The 14,334-nt window shown below is 59.3% G+C and carries 14 protein-coding genes; 12 read left to right on the top strand and 2 right to left on the bottom strand.

Annotated features, from left to right (window positions below; genetic code table 11):
- The first annotated feature begins 14 nt into the window (after positions 1–14).
- The 3 genes from AC4LE2_RS12700 (at position 15) to AC4LE2_RS12690 (ending at position 3,953) form a co-directional block, all read left to right on the top strand.
- Complete coding sequence (locus AC4LE2_RS12700; RefSeq protein ID WP_491826103.1) at positions 15–482, top strand: DUF1289 domain-containing protein; 468 nt, start codon at positions 15–17, stop codon at positions 480–482.
- 116 nt (positions 483–598) lie between these two features.
- Positions 599–3,712: a pyocin-S2/colicin E7-DNase domain-containing protein gene (locus AC4LE2_RS12695; protein WP_491826102.1), complete on the top strand. Its 3,114-nt coding sequence runs from the start codon at positions 599–601 to the stop codon at positions 3,710–3,712.
- A gap of 4 nt (positions 3,713–3,716) precedes the next feature.
- On the top strand, positions 3,717–3,953 hold the full coding sequence (locus AC4LE2_RS12690) for a bacteriocin immunity protein (RefSeq protein ID WP_491826101.1): 237 nt from the start codon (positions 3,717–3,719) through the stop codon (positions 3,951–3,953).
- 44 nt (positions 3,954–3,997) lie between these two features.
- Here the strand turns inward: AC4LE2_RS12690 and AC4LE2_RS12685 are convergent, their stop codons facing one another.
- Positions 3,998–5,005, bottom strand: a complete 1,008-nt coding sequence (locus AC4LE2_RS12685; protein ID WP_491826100.1) for an IS30 family transposase — start codon at positions 5,003–5,005, stop codon at positions 3,998–4,000.
- Between the two features lie 136 nt (positions 5,006–5,141).
- Between AC4LE2_RS12685 and AC4LE2_RS12680 the strand changes: the two genes are divergently transcribed.
- The 9 genes from AC4LE2_RS12680 (at position 5,142) to AC4LE2_RS12640 (ending at position 13,398) form a co-directional block, all read left to right on the top strand.
- Positions 5,142–5,351 carry an HNH endonuclease signature motif containing protein gene (locus tag AC4LE2_RS12680; RefSeq protein WP_491826099.1) on the top strand — a complete coding sequence of 70 codons (210 nt, stop codon included), beginning with the start codon at positions 5,142–5,144 and terminating at the stop codon, positions 5,349–5,351.
- Positions 5,352–5,355: 4 nt separating this feature from the next.
- Positions 5,356–5,592, top strand: a complete 237-nt coding sequence (locus AC4LE2_RS12675; RefSeq protein WP_491826098.1) for a bacteriocin immunity protein — start codon at positions 5,356–5,358, stop codon at positions 5,590–5,592.
- A 253-nt stretch (positions 5,593–5,845) separates the two neighbouring features.
- The gene (locus AC4LE2_RS12670) at positions 5,846–5,998 is read left to right on the top strand and encodes a bacteriocin immunity protein (protein ID WP_491826097.1); all 153 of its coding nucleotides are present in this window, start codon (positions 5,846–5,848) and stop codon (positions 5,996–5,998) included.
- Between the two features lie 76 nt (positions 5,999–6,074).
- On the top strand, positions 6,075–7,907 hold the full coding sequence (locus AC4LE2_RS12665) for a pyocin-S2/colicin E7-DNase domain-containing protein (RefSeq protein WP_491828126.1): 1,833 nt from the start codon (positions 6,075–6,077) through the stop codon (positions 7,905–7,907).
- A 44-nt stretch (positions 7,908–7,951) separates the two neighbouring features.
- Positions 7,952–8,551, top strand: a complete 600-nt coding sequence (locus AC4LE2_RS12660) for a MiaE family protein (protein ID WP_491826096.1) — start codon at positions 7,952–7,954, stop codon at positions 8,549–8,551.
- 139 nt (positions 8,552–8,690) lie between these two features.
- The gene (locus AC4LE2_RS12655; protein WP_491826095.1) at positions 8,691–9,164 is read left to right on the top strand and encodes a MarR family winged helix-turn-helix transcriptional regulator; all 474 of its coding nucleotides are present in this window, start codon (positions 8,691–8,693) and stop codon (positions 9,162–9,164) included.
- The gene (locus tag AC4LE2_RS12650; RefSeq protein WP_491826094.1) at positions 9,161–10,618 is read left to right on the top strand and encodes an efflux transporter outer membrane subunit; all 1,458 of its coding nucleotides are present in this window, start codon (positions 9,161–9,163) and stop codon (positions 10,616–10,618) included. Before AC4LE2_RS12655 ends, AC4LE2_RS12650 begins: the two co-directional genes overlap by 4 nt.
- Before the next feature lie 15 nt (positions 10,619–10,633).
- Positions 10,634–11,872: an HlyD family secretion protein gene (locus AC4LE2_RS12645; RefSeq protein ID WP_491826093.1), complete on the top strand. Its 1,239-nt coding sequence runs from the start codon at positions 10,634–10,636 to the stop codon at positions 11,870–11,872.
- Entirely contained in the window at positions 11,869–13,398 is a 1,530-nt protein-coding gene (locus AC4LE2_RS12640) for a DHA2 family efflux MFS transporter permease subunit (RefSeq protein ID WP_491826092.1), read from the top strand. The genes AC4LE2_RS12645 and AC4LE2_RS12640 overlap by 4 nt, the downstream gene beginning before the upstream one ends.
- A 13-nt stretch (positions 13,399–13,411) precedes the next feature.
- On the opposite strand, the gene AC4LE2_RS12635 is transcribed toward AC4LE2_RS12640, so the two are convergent.
- Positions 13,412–14,215 (bottom strand): TlpA family protein disulfide reductase, encoded by an 804-nt coding sequence (locus AC4LE2_RS12635; protein WP_491826091.1) that lies wholly within the window; start codon positions 14,213–14,215, stop codon positions 13,412–13,414.
- Between the last annotated feature and the right edge of the window lie 119 nt (positions 14,216–14,334).

Here is a 14,334-nt window from a genome sequence, read left to right as displayed (position 1 = left end):
GTGTGCCTGTGACCATGCCCAAATCCACCATCAAAACCCCCTGCGTTGGCCTGTGTTCCACTGTCTATGGGGACTTGGTGTGCCGTGGCTGCAAGCGGTTTCATCATGAGGTAATTCACTGGAACGGCTATGACGACGAGCAAAAGCGCGCCGTATGGCTGCGCCTTGAGCAATTGCTGGTGCAGGTGATGGAGGGCAAGCTCGAAGTCTTCGACGCCGCGCGCTTGCGCCAGCAGCTGGAGCAGCGGCAGGTTCGGTTCCAGCCGCAACAGTCCGAATACTGCTGGGCTTACCAGTTGATCGCCCGCGGCGCACGGGTTATCAACCAGCTCGACGCCTACGGCTTGGCGCTGCTGCCAGAATTCCGAGGTTGGGATTTACCTGCCCTGCGCGATGCCATCGACCGGGAGTTCTTTCTGCTGTCCGAGGCGCATTACCAACGGTACATCGCACCGGCGTTTTTACGTGAGGCGATGGGGTAATTGCGGAGGTTAGGTCACTTGCCCCCGAGCAGTGTCTAGAACGTCCTGCCTAATTATCTACACCATGTCGCTTCGGTAGCCATCTCACCCTGAGTACTCCTTACAAGGAGGTACTCATGAGTGATGGCTATTACAAGGATGACGGCTACGTCAATATTCGCTCCGGCCCGATAGCATCCGGGCGGGGTAATCTAGGTTTCTTCGGCTCAAGCTTCGCCAGTGGCGCGAGTGGCTCCAGTCGCAAGCGACGAAAACGCAGGCTAGCGGCGCGTCGGGCCCAGGAGGCGGCCCATCGGTCGGCACTTGAGCGAGAGCATCAAGCACGGGAAGCAGCAGCGGCACTGGCTAGGCGCGAAGCCTACCAGCGTCGTTACCACAGTCATCTTCTCGAGTTAAGCCATGCTCGCCAAGTTGCCAGCGAGCGCTTGGAGATGGACGTCCGAGAGGGGCTGATTCGCCAAGGGGCCTCACCCAGTGAGGTTCTTTCGAACGTGCCGGGAAACCGGCACCTACGACAAGAGCTTGCAGCGGTGACTGCTTTACGCCAGCAGCTGTCCGCTCAGCGCGCCCAGTTGCTTGCCCAGGCCGATAGCTTTTATGGAGACAACCCTGGTAGTCATCCTGAAGCGCATTATCTTGACCGGGTGTTGGCGGGTGGCGAGGCTGCCCATGAGCAATGGCGCAACGCCATGCATGCTGCGCAGCAGGCGCAGGCACTCGCTGATCGTATTGTTCGCATCGATGAACGCGCCGCTGCGTTGGCCCTGCAAACCGCAGCGCATGAAACCGCTTTGCAGGCGAGCCAGGAGTCGCAGGCGCGCTATCGAGAGATCAACGCTCGCCGTGATATCGACATGCAGGCATTGCAAGGGATGCGCCAAAGCGCCCGAGAGCAAGAGGTGCTCGACCAGCATACCTTGCGTGTCGGTGCAGCGACCCTTGCGGGCCCAGCTCTCATCTCAGGCAGCACTGAAGCCATCCGGGCAGATGTGCTTCGCACAGCCTTACAGACGCTGCGCGAAGCCGGGGCTTTCGTCAAACCTACGGCAGATATGTTGCGCAGGCCTTCCTTCTGGACCTTGCTTGCATATTCCCCACAGTTAGGAGATGGAGAGCTTAGTCCCGAGCAACGTCGGCGCTTTGCTGTAGTACTTCCTCTCCCCGACATGGGCATCACTACCACTGGCTCACCCCTTGAGCCCGGTACTACAACGGTACTGGATTACAGGCTCAAGGCAGAAACCGTAAAGGGTGAGACCGCCGTCCATGTGATCCCCACCGGCGGCGCGGTTTCACCGCAGGTGCCGGTACGCGCCGCCCAATGGCACCACGACTCGCAGGCCTATGAAATACGCGGCGACGAGGCAATCGCACCAAGGCTACAGGTTGATCCCAGCGCTTATACCCCTCCTGTGGCACAACTCGCTCCAGCGCTTCGCGGTGTCACTAGCCTTGCCCATCTGGAAGGCCCCGAACTGCCTGCAGGCGCATCTACTCACTTCAGTGACTGCATACTGGTATTTCCAGCAGGTTCTGGCATCGCGCCCTGCTACCTGGCATTTGAAGATCTACTCACTGGTACTGGCGTAGCCACCGGCGCTGGCCGTGGCAGTGTCAATCTCGGACAGCAGCTGGCCAACCCTACCTCGGAGGCTATCCCGGCAAAGGTGGCCGCCTCCTTGAAGTGGCGCACGTTCGACTCTACTGAGGCGCTTGCGGCCCATGCGTGGAGGGAGTTCGCTCATCAGGCCGTGCAGGAGGCGCCAGGCCTTAGTGAAATCAACCGTAACCGTCTGCGCAAAGGCTACCCACCGCTGCTGGCGCGTCCGTTGTGGAGCAGCACGCAGCGTACGCTCGAACTGCGCTATGTCCACCCGCCACAGACGCTGACTGAGGCCTATAGCCTCGATAACCTCAAGCTCAGCGCTCAAGGCGGGCAACCGCTTCTGTCCAACGGCCAACCGGTACGCACCCCATGGCATTCCGCCCACCCAAGATACGCCGAGCAACTGACGGGCGCTCATACGCAGCAACGTACTGAAGCAACCGCCGTCCTGGAGCAGGAGCAGATCCGCAGTCGCCAGGCTGAGGAAGCCGCCTACGCCAACGCCGCCGCTGCCCGCTGGCTTCGCGCAGCCAACAATTTCACTCATGTCCGAGCAGGGCACGCGACAATTCCCTATCTGCTCAGTCCCGCCGGCGAGGTGCCACTGACTGATGTAGCAGGGGCGACCATCGAGACCAGCCTGCGTTCGGCATTGGTAGCGCTAGAGATGGCAATGGCCACTGATCTTGCAGTGGACTTTCTGGACCTGGTCTTCGACGCACCGGAAGGTGACTTCCCGCCCGGCATTGCGCTGAGTCTCCCGCTAGAGTGGCTCGCGCCAGAAGCGCTGACAGCCCTTGATCTCTCCGAGTTAGGGACCTCTTTGGAGTTGCCGTTCCGGGTAGGCTCGGTAGCTGAGTACAACGGCGCTTCACTTTTTGTAACCCGTACCGGCAGCGAGGGTGTCGGCCGAGCGGTACCGGTCGTTCAGGCACGGCAGAACCCTGATACGGCCAGTTGGGTCCTGATCGATGACGCGGCGAGCGGGCGCCGCCTGACCTGGACACCCGCCAGCGCACCAGGCGCCGAACACCTTGGAGGCACCGCCCTGCCGTTAGTACCCGCACTGGTCGGGGCCTACACCGGAAGTGGCGAACCCGTCACCTCGCCACAGCTTGAAATATATCCAGGGCTCCACGACTGGGATATTGATGATTTCATAGTCATCTACCCTGCGGACTCCGGCTTGCCACCTGAGTACGTAATGTTCAGCGAGGCCTGGCGCCGTTATGCGCCGGGCGTGGTCAGCGGATCAGGGCAGGCGGTTGAAGGGCGATGGTTGGATGAAAGGGTAGCAACAGTAGGGGTGCCTGTTCCAGCAAGCGTGGCGGAGCGGATGCGAGGGCGGAGTTACTCAAGCTTCGACGCATTCAGGAGGGCGTTCTGGAAGGAGGTGAGTAAGGAGCCGGCGTTGCTTTCAGGCGCGGGACACGGCATTTACAAAGCCGTAGGCTCTGGCCGGGCTCCATATGCAAACCGAGTGGACAGGGCAGGTAGGCGATCAAAGCTAGAAATCCATCACATAAGATCGATAAGCGAAGGAGGTGAAGTCTATGATCTGGATAATCTGATTGTGGTCTCTCCAATAGCACACATCAAGATTCATCAGGGTATGCAGGAGTAAGTGTATGCAATATTCAAGGTCGCAGCTGGTTAAACTTTTGGAAAAGGTTGAAAAAAATCTGGATAACCCTGAAGGAGACGAAGATGAGCTTGATAACTTGGTGCTTGAATTCGAAGAGGTGAGCGAACATCCAGAGGGTTCCAATTTGATTTTTTGGCCTAAGCCGGGCGCGGATGATTCTCTCGAGGGTATCATTGCAGAAGTAGAAAGATGGCGCGCTGAGAACGGCCTTCCGATTTAAAAAAGGGCGGTTTCAAGGGCTGAGTGCAACACGCAGTTATTGAATTAGAGAGGGCTGTCGTGATGCTTGGCCATCATCGCAGTCATCATCTCAATCGGGCATTTGTACTCAAACCGCTGACGTGGGCGGATGTTCAATTGGTACGCGATGGCGTCCAGGTTCTCTTGGCTTACGCTCGACAAATCAGCGCCCTTGGGCAAGTACTGGCGAATCAGGCCATTAATGTTTTCGTTACTGCCGCGCTGCCAGGGACTGTGCGGATCGCAAAAATAGATCGCTACGCCGGTGCGCTGAGTGATTTCGGCATGTCGCGCCATCTCCCGGCCCTGGTCATACGTCATCGTTTTACGGGCCGCCAGCGGCATACGATTCAACGCCGCACTGAAGCCTTCAACCGCCGAGGTGGCGGTCGCATCGTTCATTTTCACAAGCATCAGGTAGCCCGTACTGCGCTCCACCAATGTGCCAACCGCGGAGGCATTGGCCTTACCCTTAATCAGGTCGCCTTCCCAGTGGCCGGGTGTTTGCCGGTCTTCTACCTCAGGTGGACGTACGTGAATACTAACCAGATCAGGAATCTGACCACGTCGGTCAACACCCCCAGAGCGCGGACGCCTAGTGGTGTTGCCTTGGCGCAGGCAGATGATCAGCTCCTTGCGAAGCTCTCCCACTGGCAGTGCATAGATGGCGTTATAGATCGTTTCGCGGCAAACGAAGGTATCTTCAAAATGTGGAAATTCCATGGATCTGAGCTTGCCTGCAATTTGCTGTGGAGAAAAGCGCTGTCGCAAAAGATAGATCACCAGGTCGAACAGTTCGTTACCTGGAACCAACTTTCGTTCAGGGCGGCACACCTTACGCCGGCAACACATGTGCTGCTGGGCCTGGCTGGCCGAGTAGAGGTTAGCCGAGGGGCTGTTGCGGCGGATTTCGCGGCTAACGGTCGAGGGGTTTCGGTCAAGCATCTTAGCAATGGCCCTCAAGCTAAAGCCTTGGAGCTTGCCGAGCTGGATCGTGACGCGTTCATCAATGCTGAGTTCGTGATAAGACATGTGCACACCGTACCGGAAGGTGAGGTGTTGCACTCAGTTTTTGCCGCCAAGAAGCATCAATCCAGGCAAGTGCAGCAGGTAACTGGAGTATTCAAGTTTTGATACCTCCGGCGGGTGCTCTGGAAAACGATGAAGAGTGAGGGTGTCTTCGCAAACACAGATTTTACGAGCTATAAGTTATGGCCGGGCTCCATATGCAAACCGAGTGGACAGGGCAGGTAGGCGATCAAAGCTAGAAATCCATCACATAAGATCGATAAGCGAAGGTGAAGTCTATGATCTGGATAATCTGATTGTGGTCTCTCGAATAGCACACATCAAGATTCATCAGGGTATGCAGGAGTAAGTATATGCAATATTCAAGGTCGCAGCTGGTTAAACTTTTGGAGAAGGTTGAAAAAAATCTGGATAACCCTGAAGGAGACGAGGATGAGCTTGATAACTTGATGGATGAATTCAGGCAGCTAACTGAACATCCCGAGGGTTCCAATTTGATTTTTTGGCCTAAGCCGGGCGCGAATGATTCTCTTGAGGGTGTCATTGCAGAAGTAGAAAGATGGCGCGCTGAAAACGGCCTTCCGATTTGACCGGGGGCCAATACCGGCAATCGTAGCGCAGGCATCAGGAATAGTTGAGTTTGCCCCTTCCGGCGGGCGCTTCGGCAAGGAGTAAGCGGAGGGGGGTGTTTCAAATGACCTGGACGATTTGAGCGCCGTCTATCAGTGGCACATTTCATCATCGGTTACAGGTAGTTCGATGGAGTACTCAAGATCGCAGCCGATGCGGATCGTAGAGGGCATTAAAGCGAACGTTCGTTATCCGCTGGGAGATTAAGGTGAGTTGGATGATTTGATCGATCAGCTGGAGTTGATTAGCAAGCATCCTAGTGGATCTGTTCTATTGTTCTGGCCTAAATCTAGGTCTGATACCTCAACCGAAGAAGTGGTTGCAGAGGTAGAAAGATGGCGTGCTGAGAATGAGCTTCTGCTCTAATCCAGGATAAGCAGGAAGGAAAGAGCAGTAATTTACGCCGACGGATGTTATTCACAGGCATAGGGGATTTGCATTGATGCTTAAAGAACGATACGAAGATTATACGGAGCAGGAGTTTCTTTCGCTGTGTGAAAGAGTTTTAAACGTGGAAGGCGATGCTGCTAGTCATGAAAGGCTAGTTGCCGAGCTTGACATGCTTGTAGATGCACCAGGCTGGGAACAAGGTTTGATTTTTGCAGCAGGGCGGCCACTGGCGCCACTCCCCAGAACGCCGTTAGGGCTCATGAGGATGATTAAGCATTGCAGGGGCAGGCGGCCGGGCCTTAAGCCTGGGGGCGATCTGCAAGCGGTCGTTGCACTGGTTCCTTTGGATGAGGCCATGAGCCAACGTGAGGCCCAGCGAACAGCGTTAAGGGCCGCCGGGGAAAAAGATCAAAACTTAGGTCACCTGCTACAGCGCCTACTCTACCAAGAGCAGCAAACCGAGCGCGAGTTACTTGTAGGTGCGACCCTCATGCACGAAGTACAGTCGTTGCTGGCCATAGGAGATCTTCAGCAGTGGCAGCGATGCGTACAGCTGCGTGATGCGCTTAATGAACTGGAAAAAGTATTGCATCGTCTTGCCCCGTTGGATCGTTTTACAAAATTTTCCCGGACGTGGCTTTACGATGCATTCGAGTCCCGCCGGGTCAGGCGTAACTCACCCGCTCCTGTAGAGGGCTGGGAAGCATGGGCCGCGCATTGGCACGAGAGGCTTGCCGAACATGATATTCGGATGAGCGAGATAGGGATGTCAGTCGACCACTTGAGACCAACGGCCGAAGCGGCGTTTATCCAAGGGAAATATGCCTGGGTTCGGGGCTTCGCGGCCCTGCACAGCTTAGGTGGGTACCCGCTGCACTACGAAATCCCTCTTGCCGATGCGCTTTCGAGAGCCCTGCTTTGCCATCCGGACCGGAAGGTCATGGACTTTTTTTCGTCCCCTGAAAGTGGGCTTACGGCGTCAATTTTATCAGCCGTCGCCCTGCAGGTGGCGGGCACCGATCCCGCGTGGGCACTGGGTGCCTGCGCTCATGTCTATGAGTTTGGTCGGCAAGCGTGGCGAGCCGATCCTTACGTCCTGACGGTGCCTTTGGAATTGATAGCGCCCGTTCTTGATCGCAATAGCTTGTATAGGGAAAACATCCCGCTGCCGTACCGGCTATTGTTGCGGTCGGTCAGCGGCGTGTTCAAAGTGAGTGTTTGCAAGAGTACCCCTCCGTTGGCAAGTGAGGTGCCTGTGTTGGCCGCCACGGCACTACCCGAAAGCGATGGTTATCAGTTGTCGCTGCCGTCAGGTGAAATCTTTCAATGGCGTTTTCGCCTTCCTCTGTTATCGCAGGAAAATGCTTTGACAGGCCCGATGCCGTCGTTCGGGAGGGTGGAGCCAGGCAAATGGTTTGAACCCCAACCTATAGACACAATGTCGCTCGACGGATTTTACGAATGCGTCGTGGTTTTTCCCCAAGGTTCTGGGATGGGTCCGCTTTACCTAAGCTGCGCTCGAGTGCACGACTATGCCGGGCTGACCACAGGCGCGGGCGCGGCGGAGGTGGACCAGTGGTTCGATAGGGTGCGGGCAGGTGGGGCAAGATTACCTGCTCCTCTGGCAGCAGCCCTGGCTCAGCAACCTTGGGAGGACTTTGAGGCACTCAAGCGCGCCATATGGCAGCGAATGACGAGCGTTCCGGTTTTAGCCAGCCAGTGTTCTGCTGAGCAGCTCGAAGCAATGGCGGCAGGCAACGCGCCGTTGTTGAACGGCCAACCCATCGTGATCGGCCACCGTACGCCTCCAAGCTATAGCGGCCTCTATGATCTCGGCCAGCTATGGTTCACCTTCCTAGCCCCCACAACGATGCCGCTACACTGACGCTTGCGTATACTGCGCTGTTTTCAACCCACACGAGACAGCGCATGTTGCCTGACATCCCTGACTTTCTAGGCTGCCCTACGCCCCAGGCGTGGGTCGACGCTGCCTTGGTGAACCAAACTACCCTGCTGATTGACCACAAGAACTGTGAGTTCAAGGCGGCGTCCACGGCGTTGAGCCTGATCGCCAAGTACAACACTCACATCGACCTCATCCACTTCATGTCCCGTTTGGCCCGCGAAGAACTGGTTCACCATGAGCAGGTGCTGCGTTGGATGAAAATGCGCGACGTGCCGCTGCAGCCTCTGAACGCAGGCCGCTACGCCTCGGGCCTGCGTAAACTGGTGCGCGCCCATGAGCCGGTGAAGCTGGTAGACACGCTGGTGGTCGGCGCCTTTATCGAAGCCCGCAGTTGCGAACGGTTCGGCGCGGTGGCCGTTCATTTGGATACGGACTTGGGCAGCTTTTACAGTGGCCTGCTCAAAAGCGAAGCCCGGCATTTCCAGGGGTACTTGAGGCTGGCGTATCACTACGGTGACGCAGCGGACATAGAACGCACCCTTATTAAGGTGAGGGCCGCTGAAGCGGAGCTGATTCAGAGCCCGGATCCGGAGTTCAGGTTTCACAGCGGCGTCCCTGCCTAAGCCTCCACACCTTTCCTACTTGCCCTAAAACACGCCGTAGATCACCTGGGATCACGGCCGAGGGTCATTACCTTGACAATAGCTGCCTAGGCAGTAATATTTGGCAACACTCTCTGCCTGAGCAGCAATTGTTTACCTCATGAGCCACTTTACTCCCGAGAACTTCTACGACAGCCAGATTGGTATGTTGCTAGGGCGCACCAACAGCCTCAAGGACCGCATCCTTGACCAACACTTGGAGGTGCATGGGGTGACGGCGGCGCAGTTCAAGGTGCTGATCATGGTTGCCGAGTGGGGGATAGACAGCCCTGGCGACCTGTGCCGGCACCTGTCCCTGGACAGCGGCTCCATGACCCGGATGCTGGACCGGCTTGAGCATAAACAGTTGATCCGCCGCAACCGCAGCGAGGCGGACCGTCGGCAGATCCGCATCGTGCTGACGGCAGACGGCGAGCAACTGGCGGCGCGCCTGCCGCATGTCGGCGCGCAGGCCATGAACCGCTTGGCGGGCGTGTTGGAAAAGGCCGAATTGGCTGAGTTGGAACGGATACTCAAAAAAATTCTGATCGATGCCGGCGACCCCTCGGCGTGCTGGCGCATGGGTAAAAAATGAAGCCTTCCCTGTTGTATGTGAAGTTGATGCCACTCGCCTTGGCCGTAGCCCTAGCAGGCTGCGCCAACGACCATGGTCTTGCGCCAGATGCCCAGCTTACGGACGCTGCCAGCCTGCACATGGGCCAAGGCGTGGCGAAGGTGGTGGTGAGCCCAGCTGCATGGCCTTCAGCGACTTGGTGGGCGGGGTTGGGCGACCCACAGCTGAACGCGTTGATCGACGAAGCCTTGCGTGACAGCCCCAACGTGCAGGTGGCTGCTGCCCGCGCGCACCGCGCCATGGCCGAGGCTAATGCCGTGGACGCCGACCGCAGCCCTTACATCGGCGCGGACGCCGAGGTCTCGCGTTCACGCCTGGCTAAAGTGCAAGACCCGCTGCTTCGGGGCGAGCGTTATTCGACTCTGCGTACTGCAGAGGTAACCTTCAACTACAGCTTCGACCTCTGGGGGGGCGAGCGCGCTGCCTGGGAAGCCGCCTTGGGCCAAGCCCGCGCGGCTGAAGTAGACCGTCAGGCCGCGCGGCTGACCTTGGCTGTTGACGTGGCCAGGGCGTACAGCGATCTGGCCCATGCCTACATCGCTGCCGACCTTGCTCAGGAAGACCTCAAGCGCACGGGGCAATTGCTCACGCTGGGGCGTCAGCGTCTGGCGGCTGGCATCGACAGCCAGTACCAGTTGCAACAAACGGAAAGCCTTGAAGCCAGTGCGCAAGAGCAGGCGGTGGATGCGGAGAAGCAACTACGCAGCGCTCGGATTGCCCTGGCGGTGTTGTTAGGCAAGGGCCCGGAGCGCGCCGACGAAATCGCTCGCCCCACCACGCTTAACCCCGCCGTAGTGGCGCTGCCCTCGCAGCTGCCTGCCGACCTACTGGGCAGGCGCCCGGACGTGGTTGCCGCGCGTTGGCGGGTAGAGGCATCCAGCCGCGATGTAGAGGTGAGTAAAACCCGCTTCTACCCCAACCTTAACCTCACGGCCGCGGCGGGTACGCAGTCGATGCTAGGCGACGCGTTGTTTGGCAGTGCCAGCCGGTTCTTCAACATTGCACCGGCGGTGTCCTTGCCGTTGTTCGATGGCGGCCGCCTGCGTGCTGGCCTCGACGCCAGCGACGCCGACCATGAGCTGGCCGTTGCCCAATACAACAAGGCGCTGGTCGGCGCGCTGGGTGAGGTGGCAGACGCCATCAACCGCCTTGAAGCGCTCGGCCGGCAGGTGGCGGCCAAGCAGCGGGCAGTCGACGTAGCCCAGCAATCCTTCGGCACCGTCACGCAGCGCTACGGCTCGGGGATCGGTAACTACCTCGACGTGCTTACTCTTGAACAGCAGCTGCTCGGCGCGCAACAGCAGTTGGCCAGCCTTACGGCTCAGCGTATCGACGTTTCGATTCAACTCATGCAGGCCCTAGGCGGCGGTTTTCAGGGTCAGGCCCTGGCCAGTGCCTCGGCCCCACGCGATTAATCAAGGTAATTTTCCATGGCCACTGCCAACCCCCAAGCCACTGATGACAAGGCTGACAACGCACAACCCAAGGCCAACCCGCGCAAGCGCAAGCTGATGTTGCTGCTCTTGCTCGCGGTGGTAATCATTGCCGGCCTCGCGGTATTTGCCTGGTACGAACTGCACGGCAAGTTTTACGAGGAAACCGACGACGCCTACGTGAACGGCAACGTGGTGGAAGTCACCCCGTTGATCGCTGGCACCGTTATCAGCATCGGCGCCGACGACGGCGACTTTGTGAAGGCCGGGCAGGTGATGATCAGCTTCGACCCCGCCGATGCGCGTATAGCACTTGAAAACGCTCAAGCCAACCTGGCCAAGACCGTGCGACAAGTGCGCGGCATGTATAGCAACGTAGACAGCGCACGGGCCCAGGCCAATGCCCGTCGGGTAGAGCTGCAAAAAGCGCAAGAGAACTACAACCGCCGCAAGACGCTGGCGGCCAGTGGTGCGATTTCGCAGGAAGAGCTGTCCCACGCCCGCGATGACCTGGCGTCTGCCCAGAGCGCATTAGGCACGGCCCAACAGCAACTGGCAGGCACGGCGGCTCTGGTAGACGACACCGTGATTTCCTCTCACCCTGACGTTCAGGCCGCCGCCGCACGGCTGCGCGACGCTTACCTGGCCCGCGCCCGTACCACCTTGGTAGCCCCGGTGTCGGGTTATGTGGCCAAGCGCACCGTTCAGCTAGGCCAGCGCGTACAGCCTGGTACCCCGACCATGGCGGTGATTCCGCTGGAGCAGGTATGGGTAGACGCCAACTTCAAGGAAACCCAGCTGCACGACATGCGCATTGGCCAGCCGGTGACCCTGGAGTCGGACCTGTACGGCGATGACGTGGCTTACACAGGCACGGTGCAGAGTATCGGCGCAGGCACCGGCAGTGCGTTCTCGTTGTTACCTGCGCAGAATGCGACCGGTAACTGGATCAAGATCGTGCAACGGGTGCCGGTACGTATCGCGCTGGACCCTGAACCGTTGAAAAAGCACCCGTTGCGTATTGGGTTGTCGACTGTCGCCACGGTGGACCTGCACGACCAGAGTGGCGCCGTGTTGACCCAGCAACCCCCTCAGCAGGCGGCCTTCTCCACCAGCGTTTATGAGCAGCAACTCGACGAGGCCGACACCATGATCGCGCGCCTGATTCGTGAAAACAGCGCCTCTGGCAATGGTGCCCCCGGCAGCAGCGCCCCTGGCAAGACTGCACAACGATGAGCGGCAATGCGTCATTCACCCCGCCCAGCCTGGTCCTCAGCACCATTGGGTTGTCACTGGCAACCTTCATGCAGGTGCTGGACACCACCATTGCCAACGTGGCGTTGCCGACCATTTCCGGCAACCTGGGGGTCAGCGCGGAGCAGGGCACCTGGGTCATCACCTCGTTTGCGGTCAGCAACGCGGTAGCACTGCCCCTTACCGGGTGGCTTAGCCGGCGCTTCGGCGAGGTAAAGCTGTTTATCTGGGCGACCCTGCTATTCGTGCTGGCGTCGTTCCTGTGTGGTATTTCCACGTCCATGCCCGAGCTTGTAGGGTTTCGCGTAGTGCAGGGCATGGTGGCTGGGCCGCTGTACCCCATGACCCAAACCCTGCTGATTGCCGTGTATCCCCCTGCGAAACGGGGCATGGCTCTGGCGCTGCTGGCCATGGTGACGGTGGTCGCGCCCATTGCGGGGCCGATTCTGGGCGGATGGATTACCGATAGCTATAGCTGGCCGTGGATCTTCTTCATCAACGTACCCGTGGGCTTGTTTGCCGCGGCAGTGGTTCGCCAGCAGTTGGCCAACCGACCGGTACACACCAGTCGCCAGCCCATGGACTACGTGGGCCTGATCACCTTGATCATCGGGGTAGGCGCCTTGCAGGTGGTGCTGGACAAAGGTAACGACCTGGATTGGTTTGAGTCCCAGTTCATTATCATTGGCACCGTGATCTCGGTGATCGCCCTGGCGGCGTTCGTGATCTGGGAGCTTACCGATGAACACCCGGTGGTCAATCTACGGCTGTTCGCGTTCCGTAACTTCCGCGTGGGCACGGCGGTGCTGGTAGGCGGGTACTCCGGGTTTTTCGGGATCAACCTGATTTTGCCCCAGTGGTTGCAGACCCAGCTGGGCTACACTGCCACCTGGGCAGGGTTCGCAGTAGCGCCGTTGGGCATCCTGCCCGTGCTGATGTCGCCTTTCGTGGGCAAATATGCCCATAAGTTCGACCTGCGCATCCTGGCGGCACTGGCGTTCACGGCCATTGGCCTGAGTTGCTTCATGCGCGCCGGCTTCAACACTGAGGTGGATTTCACCCATATCGCACTGGTGCAGCTGTTCATGGGGATCGGCGTGGCGCTGTTCTTCATGCCCACATTAAGCATCTTGCTGTCGGACCTGCCGCCCAAGCAGATTGCCGACGGCTCGGGGCTGGCGACCTTCCTGCGCACGTTGGGAGGGAGTTTTGCCGCCTCCCTGACCACTTGGATCTGGAGCCGTAGGGCCATCCAGCACCATGCGTACCTGAGCGAACACATCAACGTCTACGACTCCACCACCCAGCAGGCGATTCAGCAGATGGGCGGGGCCACGGACAAAACCTACGCGCAGCTTGAGCAAGTGGTTAACAGCCAGGCCTACATGCTTTCGACCGTGGACTACTTCCAGATGTTGGGGTGGGTATTTGCAGGGCTGATTCTGCTCGTGTGGTTCGCCAAGCCGCCCTTTACCGCCAAGGCCGGCCCAGCGTCCGGGGGGCATTGACCGGATTACCCGGCTAGCGATCGAATACCTCCAGTGCATGGGCAAGGCTGGCCGGCGACAGCGCGCCGAGGTGGCTGCCCACCAGGCGACCGTCGGCGCTGTAAAAGAGCGTAGTGGGCAGAGCCATTGCCCCAACGTGTTTGAGCAGGGCGCCGTTGGCGTCGAACAGCACGTGCTGGAGGTCGAGGCCTACGGTGCTGAGGAAGGTGGCTGCGGTCGCAACGCTTTCGCCCTGGTTTACGAACACGAAGCGGATGCCTGGGTGCTGCTGTTGGGCGGCGACCAGCACAGGCATTTCACGTCGGCAAGGAGGGCACCAGGTGGCCCAGAGGTTGACCACCATAGGTTGCCCTTGATAGCGCGCCAAACGGGTCGGAGCGCCGTGTGCGTCGGCCAGTGCTAAGGTAGGCAGTGCCGTATCGTCTCGCCAGCACAGTGCCGCGTTGCCCACCCCCCACACCACCAGGCCTGTGGCCAGGCTCAGGCCCAATGCCTTGCGCGCCTGCGGGCGCCGCCAGCCCCTGAGCACTGTGAACACTACGACCGCCGCCACGCCCAAGGCAGGCAAGAAGCCCCCGTCACGCGGGTCTAGCGCTTGCCAAGGGTTGGCGTGGTAGTGCGCCCGGTACACCACCACAAAGCCCAACCGCGCCACCAGCAAGGCACCGACGAACAGCCAGAACACCTCCGTACCTACCGGTTGTCGCAGGGCCTTTGGTGCGAAGCGGTGGCCTACCCAGGTGGCCAGGCCCAGGGCCGCAAGCAGCACGAGGTGGGCGGTGGAGAGGGCCAACGGGCCGAGGGAGAGGCTTAGCATAGGGCGCTCCAGCAAGGGTCGGCTCACAGGCTGGCCAAAGAGGGTTAAACGGGCGTTAACCACCCTGGCGAAGCGGATAATGCAGGGTTAATCCTCCCAGGTGTAGGCTGTGGGCCTGT

The organism is Pseudomonas sp. 9.3L (assembly GCF_058536285.1).
The sequence above is the reverse complement of the archived record's forward strand: the minus strand, read 5'-3'. Positions and strand labels throughout refer to the sequence as shown.